The sequence below is a fragment of the Corynebacterium comes genome (genome assembly GCF_009734405.1).
In the GTDB taxonomy this organism is placed as follows: domain Bacteria; phylum Actinomycetota; class Actinomycetes; order Mycobacteriales; family Mycobacteriaceae; genus Corynebacterium; species Corynebacterium comes.
The window spans coordinates 2,204,490-2,218,594 of the sequence record NZ_CP046453.1 but is presented as its reverse complement, the minus strand read 5'-3'; the positions used below and the strand labels follow the sequence as shown (position 1 = coordinate 2,218,594).

Below are 14,105 nucleotides of genomic sequence, written 5' to 3'. Positions count from 1 at the left end.
GAAGAGGAACGACCTGAGATGAACGCACCGCAGTTTGAGGACATCACCTACGAGCGTCGCAACGCCGCCGCCGTGATCACGATCAACCGTCCGCAGCGCTACAACGCCTTCCGGTCCCAGACCGTCGAGGAACTGATCAAGGCCTTCAAGATGGCCTGGGCGGACCGCGGCGTACAGGCGGTCATCCTCACCGGCGCCGGCGAGAAGGCCTTCTGCTCCGGCGGCGACGTCAAGCAGCGCGCCGAGACCGGCGACTACGGCCCGAGCGAGTCCGGCCTCTTCGAGATCGGCCTGCTGCACAAGACCATCCGCGACATCCCCAAGCCCGTCATCGCCGCAGTCAACGGCATCGCCATCGGCGGCGGCCACGTCCTTCACGTGCTGTGCGACCTCACGATCGCCTCCTCCACCGCCCGCTTCGGCCAGTCTGGCCCCAAGGTCGGCTCCTTCGACGCCGGCTTCGGTTCCGCGTACCTCGCCCGCATCGTCGGCGAGAAGCGGGCCCGCGAGATCTGGTACCTGTGCCGTCAGTACGACGCCGAGACCGCGAAGAGCTGGGGCCTGGTCAACGAGGTCGTCGCGCCGGAGAAGCTCCTCGACGAGGCACTGGCCTGGGCCGACGAGATCGCCGAGAAGTCACCGACCGCCATCCGCTTCCTCAAGCAGTCCTTCAACGCCGACACCGACCACCAGGCCGGCCTGTCCAACATGGCGATGTCCGCCCTCGACCTCTACGTGGTCTCCGAAGAGGGCATGGAGGGCGCCAACGCCTTCGCCGAGAAGCGCATGCCTGACTTCGCCGCCAAAGTCGCCCACCACTAGAAGAGGTCGGAACCATGGATTTCACCATTGACGCCGCGATGCAGCGCTACATCGACGAGGCCTGTTCCTTCGCCGAGCAGATCGCCCCGGACACCCGGCAGCGGGAACAGGACCGCAGGATCGACGTGGAACTGCGCAAGGAGATGGGCGCACGCGGACTCATCGCCCCCGAACTCCCCAGGGAGCTGGGCGGTCAGGGCGAGCGCGCCCTGACCTCGGGCATGATCATCGAGCAGATCTCCCGCGCCGACCTCAACGTCACCTACGTCCAGGTGGTCGGCTCCCTGGTCGCACAGGTCATCGCCCGTAACGCGCAGAAGTCCGTCGCCCAGAAGTGGGTGCCCAGGATCGCCAGCGGCGAGGACATCGTGGCCATCGGCCTGTCCGAGCCCTCCGGCGGCTCCGACGCCGGCAACCCGCAGATGACCGCCCGCCGGGAGAACGACGGCTGGGTGATCAACGGCACCAAGTCCATGTCTTTCGCCCTCCACGCCGGCGCCACCGTCATCTTCGCCCGCACCGAGGAGGGGCGCCGTGGCCGCGGCATCAGCGCCTTCCTGGTCGAGCTCGACCGCGACGGCATCACCAGAACCGCCACCAACGACATGGGCACCGTCTCCGTGGGGCGCGGTTTCGTGGAGTTCGATAACGTCCGGATCCCCGGGGAGAACCTCCTCGGCGCCGAGGGGCAGGGCTTCACCGAGGTCATGCAGGGCTTCGACTTCTCCCGCGCCCTGATCGGCCTGCAGGTCATCGGCGCCGCCCAGGTCACCCTCGACGAGACCTGGCAGTACACCAGCCAGCGGCAGGCGTTCGACCAGCCCATCAGCAAGTTCCAGGGCGTGTCCTTCCCGCTGGCGGAGGCCGACACCATGCTCACCGCCGCCCGCGTCCTGTGCCAGAAGACGCTGTGGCTCAAGGACGCCAACCTGCCGCACACCAAGGAAGCCGCCATGTGCAAGTGGTGGGCCCCCAAGGTCGCCTACGACGTGATCAACCAGTGCCTGCTCTCCCACGGCCAGTTCGGTTACCTCCGGGACTACCCGATCGAGCAGCGCATGCGCGACGTCCTCGGCCTGCAGATCGGCGACGGCACCGCCCAGATCATGAAGCTGATCATCGCCCGCCAGAACCTCGGCCGCGAGTTCGCGCCCTAAACCACCACACACCACGCCACACACCACCTGGAGAAAAGTATGAGCAACGACAAGCACCTCAACGGCCTGATCTGCATCGTCACCGGCGCAGCACAGGGAATCGGCAAGGGCATCGCCCAGCGACTGGTCGAGGACGGCGCCACCGTCGTCGTCGCCGACCTCAACGGAGAAGCCGCCTCGGCCACCGCCGCGGAGCTGGGCAATGACTCCATCGGCATCACCGTGGACATCACCGACCGCGCCGCCGTCGACGCCATGGTCGAGCAGGCCGTAGAGAAGTACGGGCGTATCGACGTCCTGGTCAACAACGCCGGCTGGGACAAGATCGGCCCCTTCCTCGAGATCGAGCCGGAGGTGTGGGACCGCATCATCAACATCAACCTCTACGGCTCCCTCCACTGCTCCCAGGCAGTGGCCCGCAAGATGGTCGACCAGGGCAAGGGCACCATCATCAACATCGGTTCCGACGCCGCCCGCGTCGGCTCCTCCGGTGAGGCCGTCTACTCGGCCTGCAAGGGCGGCCTCGTCTCCTTCACCAAGACCCTGGCCCGTGAGCTCGCCCGCTACGGCGTCACCGCCAACGCCGTCTGCCCCGGCCCGTCCGACACCCCGCTGTTCGCCCAGATCTCCGAGGAAAACCCGAAGCTGCGTGCCGCCCTGGAGAAGTCCATCCCGCTGCGTCGCCTCGCACAGCCCGAGGACCTGGCCAACGCCGTCTCCTTCTTCGCCTCCCCCGACACCTCCTACGTCACCGGTCAGACGCTGTCTGTCTCCGGTGGACTGACGATGATCTAGCGGCACCAGCCGGCCCCTGAAAGGACACCATGACCATGCGTACCAACTTTGACATGCTGATCACCGACGAAGAGATCCAGAAGAACACCGAAGCAGGTTTCTGGAAGAACCGTCTCCTCATCGACTACTTCGACGAAGCGGTCGCCGCCCACCCCGACAAACTGTGCACCGTCGAGCCGAACAACCGGCACAACTACGCCAGGCTCGCCGAGGACGTCGACATCGCGGCGCATGCCCTCCTGGAGATCGGGGTGCAGCCGACCGACGTCGTGGGCATCCAGCTCCCCAACTGGTACGAGTGGCTGGTGATCCACCTCGCGGCGATGCGCGTCGGAGCCATCACCAACCCCCTCATCCCGATCTACCGCGACCGCGAGATCGGCCACATGGCCAAGACCGCGAAGGTGTCGGTGCTCTTCGTCCCGGAGACCTTCCGCCGCTTCAACTACATGGACATGGTCGACCGCCTCCGCGACGACCTCCCTGATCTCCGCAAGACCATCGTGGTGCGCGGCCAGAGCCAGCGGAAGGGCTTCGAGCTCTTCGAGGACTTCCTCGAGCTCGGTCGCATCCGCCGGGACGAAAACCCCGCTGACTTCGCTCCGCTGCGCCCGGGCCCGAACGACCTGGCGCTGATCATGTTCACCTCGGGCACCACCGGTAAGCCCAAGGGCGTCATGCACACCCACAACAACGTGCTCGCCGGCGCGCTGCCCTGGCCCGACAAGCTGGGCCTGGACGACTCCTCCGTCATCCACATGGCCTCCACCTTCGGCCACCTCACCGGCTACCTCTACGGTGTGAGCCTGCCGATCATGCTCGGTGCGACGGGTGTGTTCCAGGACATCTGGGACGTCGACTACTTCGTCTACCTGGTGGAGAAGTACAAGATCAACCACACCTCCGGCGCCGCACCCTTCCTGCACGACCTGCTCACCGCGGAGAACCTGCACCACTACGATCTGTCCAGCCTCAGGCACTTCTGCTGCATGGGTGCGCCGATCCCGCGCAGCTTCATCACCGACGCCCGGGAGCGGCTCCCGCAGATGAGCGTCTTCGGCGGCTGGGGCATGACCGAGTGCTGCTTGTCCACCATGGGACACCCGGACTACCCGGACGAGAAGATCATCAACACCGACGGTCGTCCGCTGCCCGGCATGGAGGTCCGCGTCGTCGACTCCGAGGGCGAGGAACTGCCCGCCGGCCGGGAGGGCAACCTCCAGGTCCGTGGCGCGTTCCTGTTCCGCGGCTACCTGAACATGCTGGAGGAGACCCGCAAGGAGTTCGACGGTGACTGGTTCGTCACCGGCGACCTCGCGATCATCGACGAGGAGGGCTTCGTCTCCCTCTCCGGCCGCAGCAAGGACGTCATCATCCGTGGCGGCGAAAACGTGCCGGTCGCGGACCTGGAGAACGCCATCGTGCAGCATGCGGACGTGGCGGACGTCGCCGTCGTGGGTATGCCGGACGATCGTCTGCAGGAGATCGCCGCCGCGATCGTCGTCATGGAGCACGGCCGTGAGCCGCTGACCATGGAGGCGATGAAGAAGCACCTGGAGTCCACCAACATCGCCAAGCCCTACTGGCCGGAGTACCTCGAGGTCACCGAGACGCTGCCGCGCACCCCCTCGGGCAAGCCGCAGAAGTTCAAGCTGCGTGAGCACCTGGCCGAGGTGGCCGAGCAGCGCAAGCAGGAGAAGGCCGACAACGGCGAGGCCCCCACCCCGGGCCAGGTCACCGCCGTTCCTGTGCTGGCCAACAAGCACGGTTCCTGGTGGGGGCCGGTCGACGTCACCCGCATGGACTCCCTGTTCTCCGTGGAGGAGAAGTCCACCGCGCTGCAGGTCCGCCAGTTCGTGGACCGGGAGATCCGCCCCAACATCGCGGAGTGGTACAACGACGGCGTCTTCCCCCGGGAGATCATCCCCGAGCTGGGCAAGCTCGGCGTGCTGGGCATGCACCTGAAGGGCTACGGCTGCCCGGGCCGCTCGGCCGTCGAGTACGGCCTGGCCGCCCAGGAACTGGAGGCCGGCGACTCGGGTCTGCGGACCTTCGTCTCGGTCCAGGGTTCGCTGGCGATGTCGGCGATCTACAAGCACGGTTCCCTCGACCAGCGGCTCGAGTGGCTGCCGCGCATGGCCAAGGGCGAGGCGATCGGCTGCTTCGGGCTCACGGAGCCCACCGCCGGCTCCGACCCCGCGTCGATGAAGACGACCGCGCGCCAGGAGCCGGGCGGCGACTGGGTGATCAACGGCTCCAAGCGGTGGATCGGCCTGGCCAACATCGCCGATGTGGCCATCATCTGGGCCCAGACCGAGGAACACGGCGACGGCCGCGGCGTCCGTGGCTTCGTCGTCCCGACCGACACCCCGGGCTTCTCCGCCCAGGCGATCGAGCCGAAGCTCTCCATGCGCGCCTCGATCCAGTGCGAGATCCACCTGGACAATGTGCGCCTGCCTTCCACGGCGATGCTCCCGCTCGACTCCGCGGTCGGCCTGCGTGGCCCTTTCTCCTGCCTCAACGAGGCCCGCTACGGCATCATCTGGGGTGTCCTGGGCGCCGCCCGCGACTCCTTCAACGCCGCGCTGGAGTACGGCAACCACCGGACCCAGTTCGGTACCCCGCTGACCCACTTCCAGCTCACCCAGGCCAAGCTCGCGGACATGGCGGTGGCCATCAACAAGGGCTACCACCTGGCCCACCACATCGGCCGACTCAAGGACACCACGGGAATCACCCCGGAGATGATCTCCACCGGCAAGCTCGACAACACCCGCATCTCCATCGAGATCGCCCGCGAGGCCCGCGCCATGCTCGGCGGCAACGGCATCTCGCTGGACTACTCGCCGCTGCGTCACGCCAACAACCTCGAGTCGGTGCGCACCTACGAGGGCACCGACGAGGTCCACCAGCTGACCATCGGCCGCTTCATCACCGGCGTCGGTGCCTTCCACGCACCGGGAGGGGTCAACTGATGGGCACCTTCGAGACGATCACCGCGGACGTCGACAGCCACGTCGGCACCATCACCATCAACCGCCCGGACAAGCGCAACGCGCTGTCCACCACGGTGCTCGCCGAGGTCAGGCAGGTACTCGAGGAGTGGCGGGACGACGCCGACGTACAGGCCGTCATCTTCACCGGTGCGGGGGAGAAGGCCTTCGTCGCCGGAGCGGACATCTCGCAGCTCGAACACTACGACCTGGCCTACGGCCTGGCCGGGACGATGCAGAGGCTCTTCAACCTGATCGAGGAGTTCCCCAAGCCGACGCTCGCCGCCATCAACGGTGTGGCCATGGGTGGGGGACTGGAGCTGGCCATGAGCTGCGACATCCGCATCGCCGCCGAGAACGCCAAGGTCGGCCTGCCGGAGACCACCCTCGGAGTCCTGCCCGGCGCCGGCGGGACGCAGCGGCTCTCCCGGCTGGTGGGCAAGGGGCGTGCGGTGGAGATGATCCTCACCAGCCGCGTCCTCAGCGCCACCGAGGCCCTCGACTACGGCCTGGTCACGGAGGTCCACCCGCAGGATGGGCTGCTGGCCGGGGCACAGGCGACCGTGAAGAAGATCCTGGGCAAGGGGCCGCTGGCGACCCAGCTGGCGAAACTCGTGATCACCAACGGCGCGGAAACCGATCAGCGCACCGGCCTGCTGCTGGAGCGACTGGCGCAGACACTGCTGTACACCACGGACGACAAGGCGGAGGGCGCGGCAGCGTTCCTGGCCAAGCGCCCGCCGAACTTCCAGGGAAAGTGATCTCCAGACATGACTGAAGTGAAGAAGATAGCCGTCATCGGCTCCGGTGCCATGGGCAGACAGATCGGAATGGTCGCCGCCCTCGGCGGGTTCGACGCCGTGGTCCAGGACATCTCCGCCGACGCCGTCTCCCAGGCGGAACAGGCCATGAAGGAGTGGGTGGACGGACGTGTGGCCAAGGGGCGTCTCGACGCCGGGCAGGCCGACGCCGCCTGGTCCCGCCTCCGGTTCACCACCGACCTCCGCGAGGCCGTGGGCGACGCGGACCTGGTCATCGAGGCCGCCACCGAGAAGCTCGACATCAAGCGCAGGGTGTTCGCCCAGATCGACGAGCTCGCACCCGGGCACGCGATCCTGACCACCAACTCATCGACCTACGGCTCATCCTCCGTGGCCGACGCGACGAAGCGCCCGGAGAAGGTGTGCAACATGCACTTCTTCAACCCGGCGCTGGTGATGAAGGCCGTCGAGGTCGTCCGGCACCCGGACACCTCCGACGACACCGTCGACACCGTCATGGCGGTCGCCCGGCAGATGGGCAAGCTGCCGGTGCTGCTGAACAAGGAGATCCCGGGCTTCATCGCCAATCGGCTCATGGGTGCGCTCCGTTCCGAGGCGATCGACCTCTTCGAGCAGGGCATCGCCTCCCTCGAGGATATCGACGTCGCCGCGAAGTCCGCGCTCGGTCACCCCATGGGCCCGTTCGAGCTGATGGACCTGGTGGGCATCGACGTCACCTACCTCATCCGCGAGGCCACCTTCGATATGACCGGCGACGAGCGGGAGAAGCCGCACCCGCTGATCACCGAGAAGTATGAGGCGGGGGAGTTCGGCCGCAAGACCGGAAAGGGCTGGTACAGCTATGCCGACTGACACCGCAGTATCCACTGACTGGGTGCGGGACACCGCGGACTACCTCGATGAGCTCCGCGACGGCCTGACCACTCCCCGCGGCACCGACTTCTACCTGCTGGAACAGGATCTCCCCGAGGACGTTCAGGAGGTCCGCGACCGGGTCCGCAGGTTCGTCGACGAGCAGGTCCTGCCGGTGATCAACGACTACTGGGAGCGGGCCGAGTTCCCCTACGAACTGCTCGAGGGCCTGGCGGCCACCGGCGTGGTCGGGGCACCCATCTCCGGCTACGGCTGCCCGGGGCTCTCGCGTCTGGCGCAGGGCGTGGCCATCCAGGAACTCTCGCGTGGCGACGGCTCCGTGAACACCTTCCTCGGCGTCCAGGCCAACCTGGCGATGGGCACCATCAACATGCTCGGCTCCGAGGAACAGAAGCAGCGCTGGTTGCCGGCGATGGCGAAGCTGGAGAAGATCGGCTGCTTCGCGCTCACCGAACCGCGCCACGGCTCGGACTCGGTAGGCCTGGACACCACCGCCCGGCGGGAGGGCGAGGAGTGGGTGATCAACGGCGCCAAACGCTGGATCGGCAACGGCTCCATGTCCCACAACGTCATCGTCTTCGCCCGAGACGAGGCGGACGGCGCCGTCAAGGCCTTCGTCATGGAACGCGAGGACCCGCGCGACCCGGACAACCGCCCCGAGGGCTTCACCTACGAGGTGATCACGCGCAAGGCCGGCAAGCGGGCGATCCTGCAGGCGAACATGTTCTTCACCGACGTGCGCGTCCCGGAGGCCAACCGCCTGCCCGGTTGCGGGAGCTTCAAGGACGTCTCCCGCGTGCTCGCCACCACCCGTGGCGGCGCCTCCTGGGAGGCACTGGGGCACGCGATCGCCTGCTTCGAGGCGGCGAGCACATACGCCACCACCCGGGAGCAGTTCGGCCGACCCATCGGTGCCACCCAGCTGGTGCAGAACGCGCTGGCCTCGATGGCCGCCGACGTCACCGCCATCCAGCTCATGTGCCACCGGATGGCGGAGCTGCAGCAGTCGGGGCAGTGGACGGGCACGATGGCGTCGATAGCCAAGATGCACTCCGCCGACCGGGCCCGCGAGGTGGCCCGCCGCGCGCGGGACCTGCTCGGCGGCAACGGCCTGCTGCTGGACTTCCACGTGGTCCGCCACATGACCGACATGGAGGTCGTGCACACCTACGAGGGCACCGAGTTCATCCAGTCGCTGCTCATCGGCCGCAAGATCACCTCCCTGAATGCGATGACGGGGGCCTGATGCACGCGGTCATCGTGGGTACCGGTGGTATCGGCACGGCGGTCGCCCGCCGCCTGCTTCTCGACGACGCCACCGTCACCACCACCTACCACCGGCACCGTCCCGCGGAGTTCGACGCCGTCCAGCTCGACGCGACCTCGCCCGCCGAGGTGGCGCGGGTGTTCGGGGAGATCGGCGACTTCGACACCCTGGTGGTGACCACCGGGCACCGCCACGAGCTCGACTTCTTTGCCAGGCAGTCGCCGGAATTGGCGGAGGAGATCATCGCGACCGAGCTGCTCGGCCCGATGAACCTGGTGCGCGGCGCCCTGCAGGTCTTCGGCGACCACGGCCGGATCGTGCTCGTCGGCTCCGACTCCGGCAAGGCCGGGACGCTGGGTGACGCGGCAAGTTCGGCCGCCCGCGCCGGGTTGATGGGCTTCGTACGCTCCATCGCCCGGGAGACGGCTCGCAGGGACGTCACCATCAACATCGTCAGCCCGGGCCCCACCGACACGGGGCTGCTGTCCGGGATGCTCGAGGGGGAGGGGCTGACCGCCAAGGTCATGGGCGGCACCGTGCGCGCCATCCCGAAGGGGAGGACCGCCACGGCGGGGGAGATCGCCGAGGCCGTGGCCTATTTCGTCGGCCCCAACTCCGGTTTCACCACCGGTCAGGTGCTGTCCGTCTCCGGCGGGTTGACGATGTAGCCGGCGGCGCTGCCGCAACAGAAGGCCTCCGGTGAGAACGGAATCCGTTCTCACCGGAGGCCTTCTGTTGTGTGTGGTCCGGTCCTGCTAGACCTTCTCCACCAGCAGTGCGGTTCCCTGGCCCACGCCCACGCACATCGTGGCCAGGCCGCGCCTGAGGTCACCCTGCTCCATGCGGTTGAGCAGGGTGACGGTGATGCGGGCCCCGGAGGATCCCAGCGGGTGGCCGAGCGCGATGGCGCCGCCCCAGGCGTTGACGATCTCCGGGTCCACGCCCATCTCCTTCATGCAGGCCACGGACTGGGTGGCGAAGGCTTCATTGAGTTCGACGGCGTCCAAGCTGTCCATGCTCCAGCCCGCCCGCTCGAGCGCCATGCGGCTCGCCTCGACCGGGCCCATGCCCATGATGGAGGGGTGCAGGCCGGTCTGGGTGCTCGCGACCACGCGTGCCCGCGGGGTGAGGCCGTACCTCTCGACGGCCGCCTCAGAGGCGACGATGACGGCCGACGCGCCGTCGTTGAGCGTCGAGGAGTTGCCCGCGGTGACCACCCGGTCGACCACCGGACGCAGCTTCGCCAGCGCCTCCGTCGTGGTGCCGGGGCGCGGGCCCTCATCCCGGGTCACGGCGGTGACGTTGCCCTTGCGGTCCGTGACCTCCACTGGCACGATCTCGGCGTCGAAGTGGCCGGCCGCCATCGCCGCGGCGGCCTTGGCCTGCGACGCGACTGCGAACTGGTCCGCCTGCTCCCGGGTAACGTTGAACTGACGCGCCACCTCTTCGGCGGTCTCCGGCATGCTCAGCGTCATCTTCTCCTGGGCGGCGAAGACCGGGTTGACGAAGCGCCAGCCGATGGAGGTGTCGAAGGTCTCGCCCGGCTTCGCGAAGGCCGACTTCGGCTTCTCCGTCACCCACGGCGCACGCGACATGGATTCCACGCCGCCCGCGACGATGATGTCGGCCTGCCCGCTCCTGACCATCGCGGTGGCGACCGAGATGGCCGACATCCCCGAAGCGCAGAGCCGGTTGACGGTCATGCCCGGCACAGTGTCGGGGAAGCCCGCGAGCAGCCAGGCCATGCGTGCGACGTTGCGGTTCTCTTCGCCCGCGCCGTTGGCGTTGCCGAGGATGACCTCATCGACGTCCGCCGGGTCGATGCCGGCGTCCGTGACCACCTGTCTGATCACCAGCGCGGCGAGATCATCCGGGCGCACAGAGGAGAGTGCACCACCGTATTTCCCGACGGGGGTGCGTGCGCCGGAGACGAGGAATGCTTCGTTGAGTTGCGTCATGGTGCGATCCTTCGTGAGAGGTAAAGAATGAATGAACGTCGGTTCACTCGTTAGTGTGACACAAATTACCTCTTAATAGGATGCAATTCAATGCTTTAGCGCATAATTCTCTGCGGGTGTGAGGTGGACATCACCGGGTCGGCACCAGCCCTGCCAGGCGGGCCATCCGCAACCCGGTGTGCAGGTCGCGTCGCAGGATGCCGTCCGAGAGGTCACCGACGACAGCGGTGCGCAGTTTGTCCAGCCGGTAGTACAGCGTCGAACGGTGGATGTTCAGCTCACGCGACGTCCGCTGAGCGTCCCCGCCGGCGTCCAGGTATGCCTCCAGGGTGGTCAGGAGGTCCGGGGAGTCGATCGCGCTCAGCAGGTCCCTCGTTGACGGCGGTAGGTCGGTCAAGGTGAAGTCCTCCAGAGGTAGACGGGCCAGCGTCGCGTCCAGACCGGCGCCGTCCCAGGTGGTCACGATCTCGTGGTCGGCCGGTGCCAGCCAGCTGGCGCGCCACGCCAGGTGGGCCTGGACGAAGGAGCTGTGCACGTCCGCCAGGGGGAGGAGGGGCCCGACGCCCGCCCGGACCGGGGCCACCTGCGGGTGCTCCAGGATGCGGATGAGACGGGGAACCACCACGGGTCGGGGGAAGACCAGGATCCCGACCGGAGTGTCCGTGATCCCGCCGATGACCGTGGCGGTTGAGGTCTCCCGGACAAACTTGAGGGTGCGCGACACCGCCTGGGCCGTCTTCTCACGGGCGAGCGGCATCGGGTCGCGCGGATCAACGCCCAGCGCGACGGCACAGTAGCCTTCGGCGTCGCTGAGAAACCGCTCGGCGATCAGTGCCGCAGCGGCGGCCTCCCGTTCGTGGGGGCTTCCGGTGGTCAGGGCCACGGTGAGTCGGCGGGAGTGCTCCGTCCGGTCCGCGGACTCGTGCTGCCGGGCGCGGAGCAGCTCGGCGAGCAGCGGCGCGGCGTCGGTGAGCGCCGGACAGTCGGCCCCGTCCTCGGGGGCGGGTGTGACCAGATAGCCGACGGTGTGTCGCTGCGGATCGCTCAGCCGCAGGAACACCAGCGGGCCGACCTCGGGAAACGTCTCGACCTGGCACGGTTTGCTCGTCGTGCGGGGGTGTGGCCAGGCATCGCTGTGGGCAAGCAAGTGGAACAGGCGCCGGCGGTCCTCCGGGCTCTCATGGATCGAATACGCCACCACCCGCATGGACTGGCCCATCACGACCAGTCGGCGGCCCGTGGCTTCTGCGAGATCCTGGACGGCGTCATCGAGTTCAGGAAGGTGATCCACACGGATACCCTATCCGAGTCCGACACAGTGTCGGAAGATTCGGGAATTACTTGCCACACAATGCCGATGCTTTGTGGGAGAGGTCGCCCGTAGGCTCCTGTGCAGACATCGTCATACAGAGGAGAAGATCCATGAGATCATCAATCGTCACCCGTCCTGGAATGCGGATCGCGATCGTGGGAGCCGGCATCGGCGGACTCACCCTGGCCACCGAATTGCGCCGCCGGGGTCTTGACCCCCAGGTGTATGAACAGGCGGCCGAGCTGAGGGAAGTGGGTGCGGCCGTCGCGCTCTCCGCCAACGCGGTCCGGTTCCTGCAGGACCGGATCGGCATCAGTGAGCAGCTGGCGGAGAAGGCCGCCGACGTCGACGGCCTGATCTTCCGGGACGGCAGGGACGGCCGCGTCCTCGGCCGGGTGCTGTCGCGCCAGGAGTATCACGACCGGGCCGGCGCACCGTACTACGGCGTCCACCGTGCGGATCTGCAGCTGATGTTGAAGGAGGCCCTGGGCGAGGGCGCGCTGCACCTGAACAAGAAGTGCGTGCGGGTCGACGACGGCGAGCACTCCGCTGTCCTGCACTTCGCGGACGGGGATACCGTCGAAGCTGACCTGGTCATCGGCGCCGACGGCGTGCGTTCGAGGCTGCGCCGGGAAATCCTCGGCTACGACGACGCACAGTTCTCCGGTTGCCACGGCTGGCGTGGCCTGGTGGCCCCGGACCAGGTTCCCTCCCTGCCCGACCCTGAGAGCATCCAGTTCTGGATGGGCCCCGGCGGTCACCTCCTGCACTATCCCATCGGCGGCGGCGTGCAGAACTTCCTGCTGGTGCGCAGGCACGACGGCCCGTGGGCGGACAAGTCGTGGGTCGTGCCCGCCGAGGAGAACGAGCACCTGGCGGCCTTCGAGGGCTGGGACCCGGCTGTGATGGAGATGGTCAGCGCTGCTCCGGTGGCGGAGCGCTGGGCGCTGTTCAACCGGCCCCCGCTGCAGCGGTGGAGTCGCGGGCGCATCACCCTGCTCGGCGACGCCGCCCACGCCATGGTTCCCCACCACGGACAAGGCGCCAACCAGTCGATCGAGGACGCCATCGTGCTCGCCGACTGCCTGCTGGAAGGACTGGAACAGGGAACCGGATGGGACGACGCCCGCCAGCGGTACCAGGATCTCCGGGCTGACCGGGTGCGCCGTGTCCAGATCACCTCCCTGGCCACCGCGGATGCGCTTCACCTTCCCGACGGCCCCCTGGCCGACGCCCGCAACGCACGACTCGGGGCGGCGGACTTCTGGGACCGTTCTTTGGCCTGGATCCACGAGCATGTCGCCGACCGTGCGCTCGCGCCGGTGGGGGCCTGACATGAAAGAGCCCCTGACCTTGTGTTCCAAGGTCAGGGGCTCTTCTCTGGGGTGGCTGACGGGGCTCGAACCCGCGACACCCAGGATCACAACCTGGTGCTCTACCAGCTGAACTACAGCCACCATTGCCGCTTAATCGCAGCGGATTACAGATTAACCCATGTGGCGGATTTTACAAAAACTGCTGGTAGTGGTCGCTAACCGCAGTGGCGTTTTTGGCCGCGACGGTGGAGTCCGGGCCGGGGGAGGGGACGAAGACGGTGCGTCGGTAGTAGTCGAGCTCGCGGATCGATTCGACGATGTCGGCCAGAGCGCGGTGGGCCAGGCCCTTCTCCGGCTGGCAGAAGTAGGCCTTGGGGAACCAGCGACGGGAGAGTTCCTTGATGGAGGAGACGTCCACCATGCGGTAGTGGAGGGCGGCGTCGAGACGCGGCATCTGCTCGCGGATGAACGCGCGGTCCGTGGCGATGGAGTTGCCGGCCAGTGGTGCGGGATGCTCGGGGGAGCAGTGCTCGGCGATGAGCGCCAGGACTGCCGTCTCGGCCTCGGCCATGGACACGGTGGACCGGCGGATCTGCTCGGTCAGGCCGGAGGTGGCGTGCATGTTGGTGACGAAGTCGTCCATCTTCGCCAGCTCATCCTCGGTGGCGTGGACGACCAGGTCGACGCCCTCGCCGATGATGTTGAGGTTGGCGTCCGTGATCAGGGCGGCGATCTCGACGATGACGTGGCGCTCGAGATCGAGGCCCGTCATCTCGAGGTCGACCCACACGAGGCGGTCATTCTTGGGTGCGACGCTGTTCTCGATCACT

The 14,105-nt window shown here is 67.6% G+C and carries 12 protein-coding genes and 1 tRNA gene; 9 read left to right on the top strand and 4 right to left on the bottom strand.

Annotated features, from left to right (window positions below; all coding sequences use genetic code 11):
* Positions 1-18 precede the first annotated feature (18 nt).
* The 8 genes from CETAM_RS10625 to CETAM_RS10590 are packed head-to-tail and all read left to right on the top strand — an operon-like array spanning position 19 to position 9,357.
* Positions 19-822 carry an enoyl-CoA hydratase-related protein gene (locus tag CETAM_RS10625; RefSeq protein ID WP_156228833.1) on the top strand — a complete coding sequence of 268 codons (804 nt, stop codon included), beginning with the start codon at positions 19-21 and terminating at the stop codon, positions 820-822.
* A gap of 14 nt (positions 823-836) precedes the next feature.
* Entirely contained in the window at positions 837-1,979 is a 1,143-nt protein-coding gene (locus tag CETAM_RS10620) for an acyl-CoA dehydrogenase family protein (RefSeq protein WP_156228832.1), read from the top strand.
* A 39-nt stretch (positions 1,980-2,018) separates the two neighbouring features.
* Complete coding sequence (locus CETAM_RS10615; RefSeq protein ID WP_156228831.1) at positions 2,019-2,774, top strand: SDR family NAD(P)-dependent oxidoreductase; 756 nt, start codon at positions 2,019-2,021, stop codon at positions 2,772-2,774.
* A gap of 29 nt (positions 2,775-2,803) precedes the next feature.
* A complete protein-coding gene (locus tag CETAM_RS13990) occupies positions 2,804-5,749 on the top strand; it encodes an AMP-binding protein (protein ID WP_156228830.1) in 2,946 nt (981 codons plus the stop codon).
* Positions 5,749-6,528 carry an enoyl-CoA hydratase/isomerase family protein gene (locus tag CETAM_RS10605; protein WP_156228829.1) on the top strand — a complete coding sequence of 260 codons (780 nt, stop codon included), beginning with the start codon at positions 5,749-5,751 and terminating at the stop codon, positions 6,526-6,528. The genes CETAM_RS13990 and CETAM_RS10605 overlap by 1 nt, the downstream gene beginning before the upstream one ends.
* 9 nt (positions 6,529-6,537) lie before the next feature.
* Complete coding sequence (locus CETAM_RS10600; RefSeq protein WP_156228828.1) at positions 6,538-7,401, top strand: 3-hydroxyacyl-CoA dehydrogenase family protein; 864 nt, start codon at positions 6,538-6,540, stop codon at positions 7,399-7,401.
* Positions 7,391-8,668 (top strand): acyl-CoA dehydrogenase family protein, encoded by a 1,278-nt coding sequence (locus CETAM_RS10595; RefSeq protein WP_197085728.1) that lies wholly within the window; start codon positions 7,391-7,393, stop codon positions 8,666-8,668. The genes CETAM_RS10600 and CETAM_RS10595 overlap by 11 nt, the downstream gene beginning before the upstream one ends.
* The gene (locus tag CETAM_RS10590; RefSeq protein WP_156228827.1) at positions 8,668-9,357 is read left to right on the top strand and encodes an SDR family NAD(P)-dependent oxidoreductase; all 690 of its coding nucleotides are present in this window, start codon (positions 8,668-8,670) and stop codon (positions 9,355-9,357) included. The genes CETAM_RS10595 and CETAM_RS10590 overlap by 1 nt, the downstream gene beginning before the upstream one ends.
* Before the next feature lie 87 nt (positions 9,358-9,444).
* Here CETAM_RS10590 and CETAM_RS10585 read toward each other — a convergent pair whose 3' ends face one another.
* Positions 9,445-10,647, bottom strand: coding sequence for a thiolase family protein (locus CETAM_RS10585; RefSeq protein ID WP_156228826.1), 1,203 nt, complete (start codon positions 10,645-10,647; stop codon positions 9,445-9,447).
* A gap of 130 nt (positions 10,648-10,777) precedes the next feature.
* Complete coding sequence (locus CETAM_RS10580; protein ID WP_156228825.1) at positions 10,778-11,938, bottom strand: PucR family transcriptional regulator; 1,161 nt, start codon at positions 11,936-11,938, stop codon at positions 10,778-10,780.
* Between the two features lie 131 nt (positions 11,939-12,069).
* Between CETAM_RS10580 and CETAM_RS10575 the strand changes: the two genes are divergently transcribed.
* A complete protein-coding gene (locus CETAM_RS10575) occupies positions 12,070-13,293 on the top strand; it encodes an FAD-dependent monooxygenase (protein WP_231587461.1) in 1,224 nt (407 codons plus the stop codon).
* Between the two features lie 47 nt (positions 13,294-13,340).
* On the opposite strand, the gene CETAM_RS10570 is transcribed toward CETAM_RS10575, so the two are convergent.
* Both CETAM_RS10570 and orn read right to left on the bottom strand, forming a co-directional pair.
* Positions 13,341-13,416: transfer RNA gene (locus CETAM_RS10570), tRNA-His, on the bottom strand.
* 49 nt (positions 13,417-13,465) lie between these two features.
* A complete protein-coding gene (gene orn / locus CETAM_RS10565; RefSeq protein WP_269076377.1) occupies positions 13,466-14,104 on the bottom strand; it encodes an oligoribonuclease in 639 nt (212 codons plus the stop codon).
* Position 14,105 lies beyond the last annotated feature (1 nt).

Bases quoted from the DNA above. Each gene is read 5' to 3' on its own strand.
- CETAM_RS10595 (WP_197085728.1), top strand. From the start codon at position 7,391: ATGCCGACTGACACCGCAGTATCCACTGACTGGGTGCGGGACACCGCG.
- CETAM_RS10575 (WP_231587461.1), top strand. From the start codon at position 12,070: ATGAGATCATCAATCGTCACCCGTCCTGGAATGCGGATCGCGATCGTG.
- CETAM_RS10590 (WP_156228827.1), top strand. From the start codon at position 8,668: ATGCACGCGGTCATCGTGGGTACCGGTGGTATCGGCACGGCGGTCGCC.
- CETAM_RS10600 (WP_156228828.1), top strand. From the start codon at position 6,538: ATGACTGAAGTGAAGAAGATAGCCGTCATCGGCTCCGGTGCCATGGGC.
- CETAM_RS10615 (WP_156228831.1), top strand. From the start codon at position 2,019: ATGAGCAACGACAAGCACCTCAACGGCCTGATCTGCATCGTCACCGGC.
- CETAM_RS10620 (WP_156228832.1), top strand. From the start codon at position 837: ATGGATTTCACCATTGACGCCGCGATGCAGCGCTACATCGACGAGGCC.
- CETAM_RS13990 (WP_156228830.1), top strand. From the start codon at position 2,804: ATGACCATGCGTACCAACTTTGACATGCTGATCACCGACGAAGAGATC.
- CETAM_RS10625 (WP_156228833.1), top strand. From the start codon at position 19: ATGAACGCACCGCAGTTTGAGGACATCACCTACGAGCGTCGCAACGCC.
- CETAM_RS10605 (WP_156228829.1), top strand. From the start codon at position 5,749: ATGGGCACCTTCGAGACGATCACCGCGGACGTCGACAGCCACGTCGGC.
- CETAM_RS10585 (WP_156228826.1), bottom strand. From the start codon at position 10,647: ATGACGCAACTCAACGAAGCATTCCTCGTCTCCGGCGCACGCACCCCC.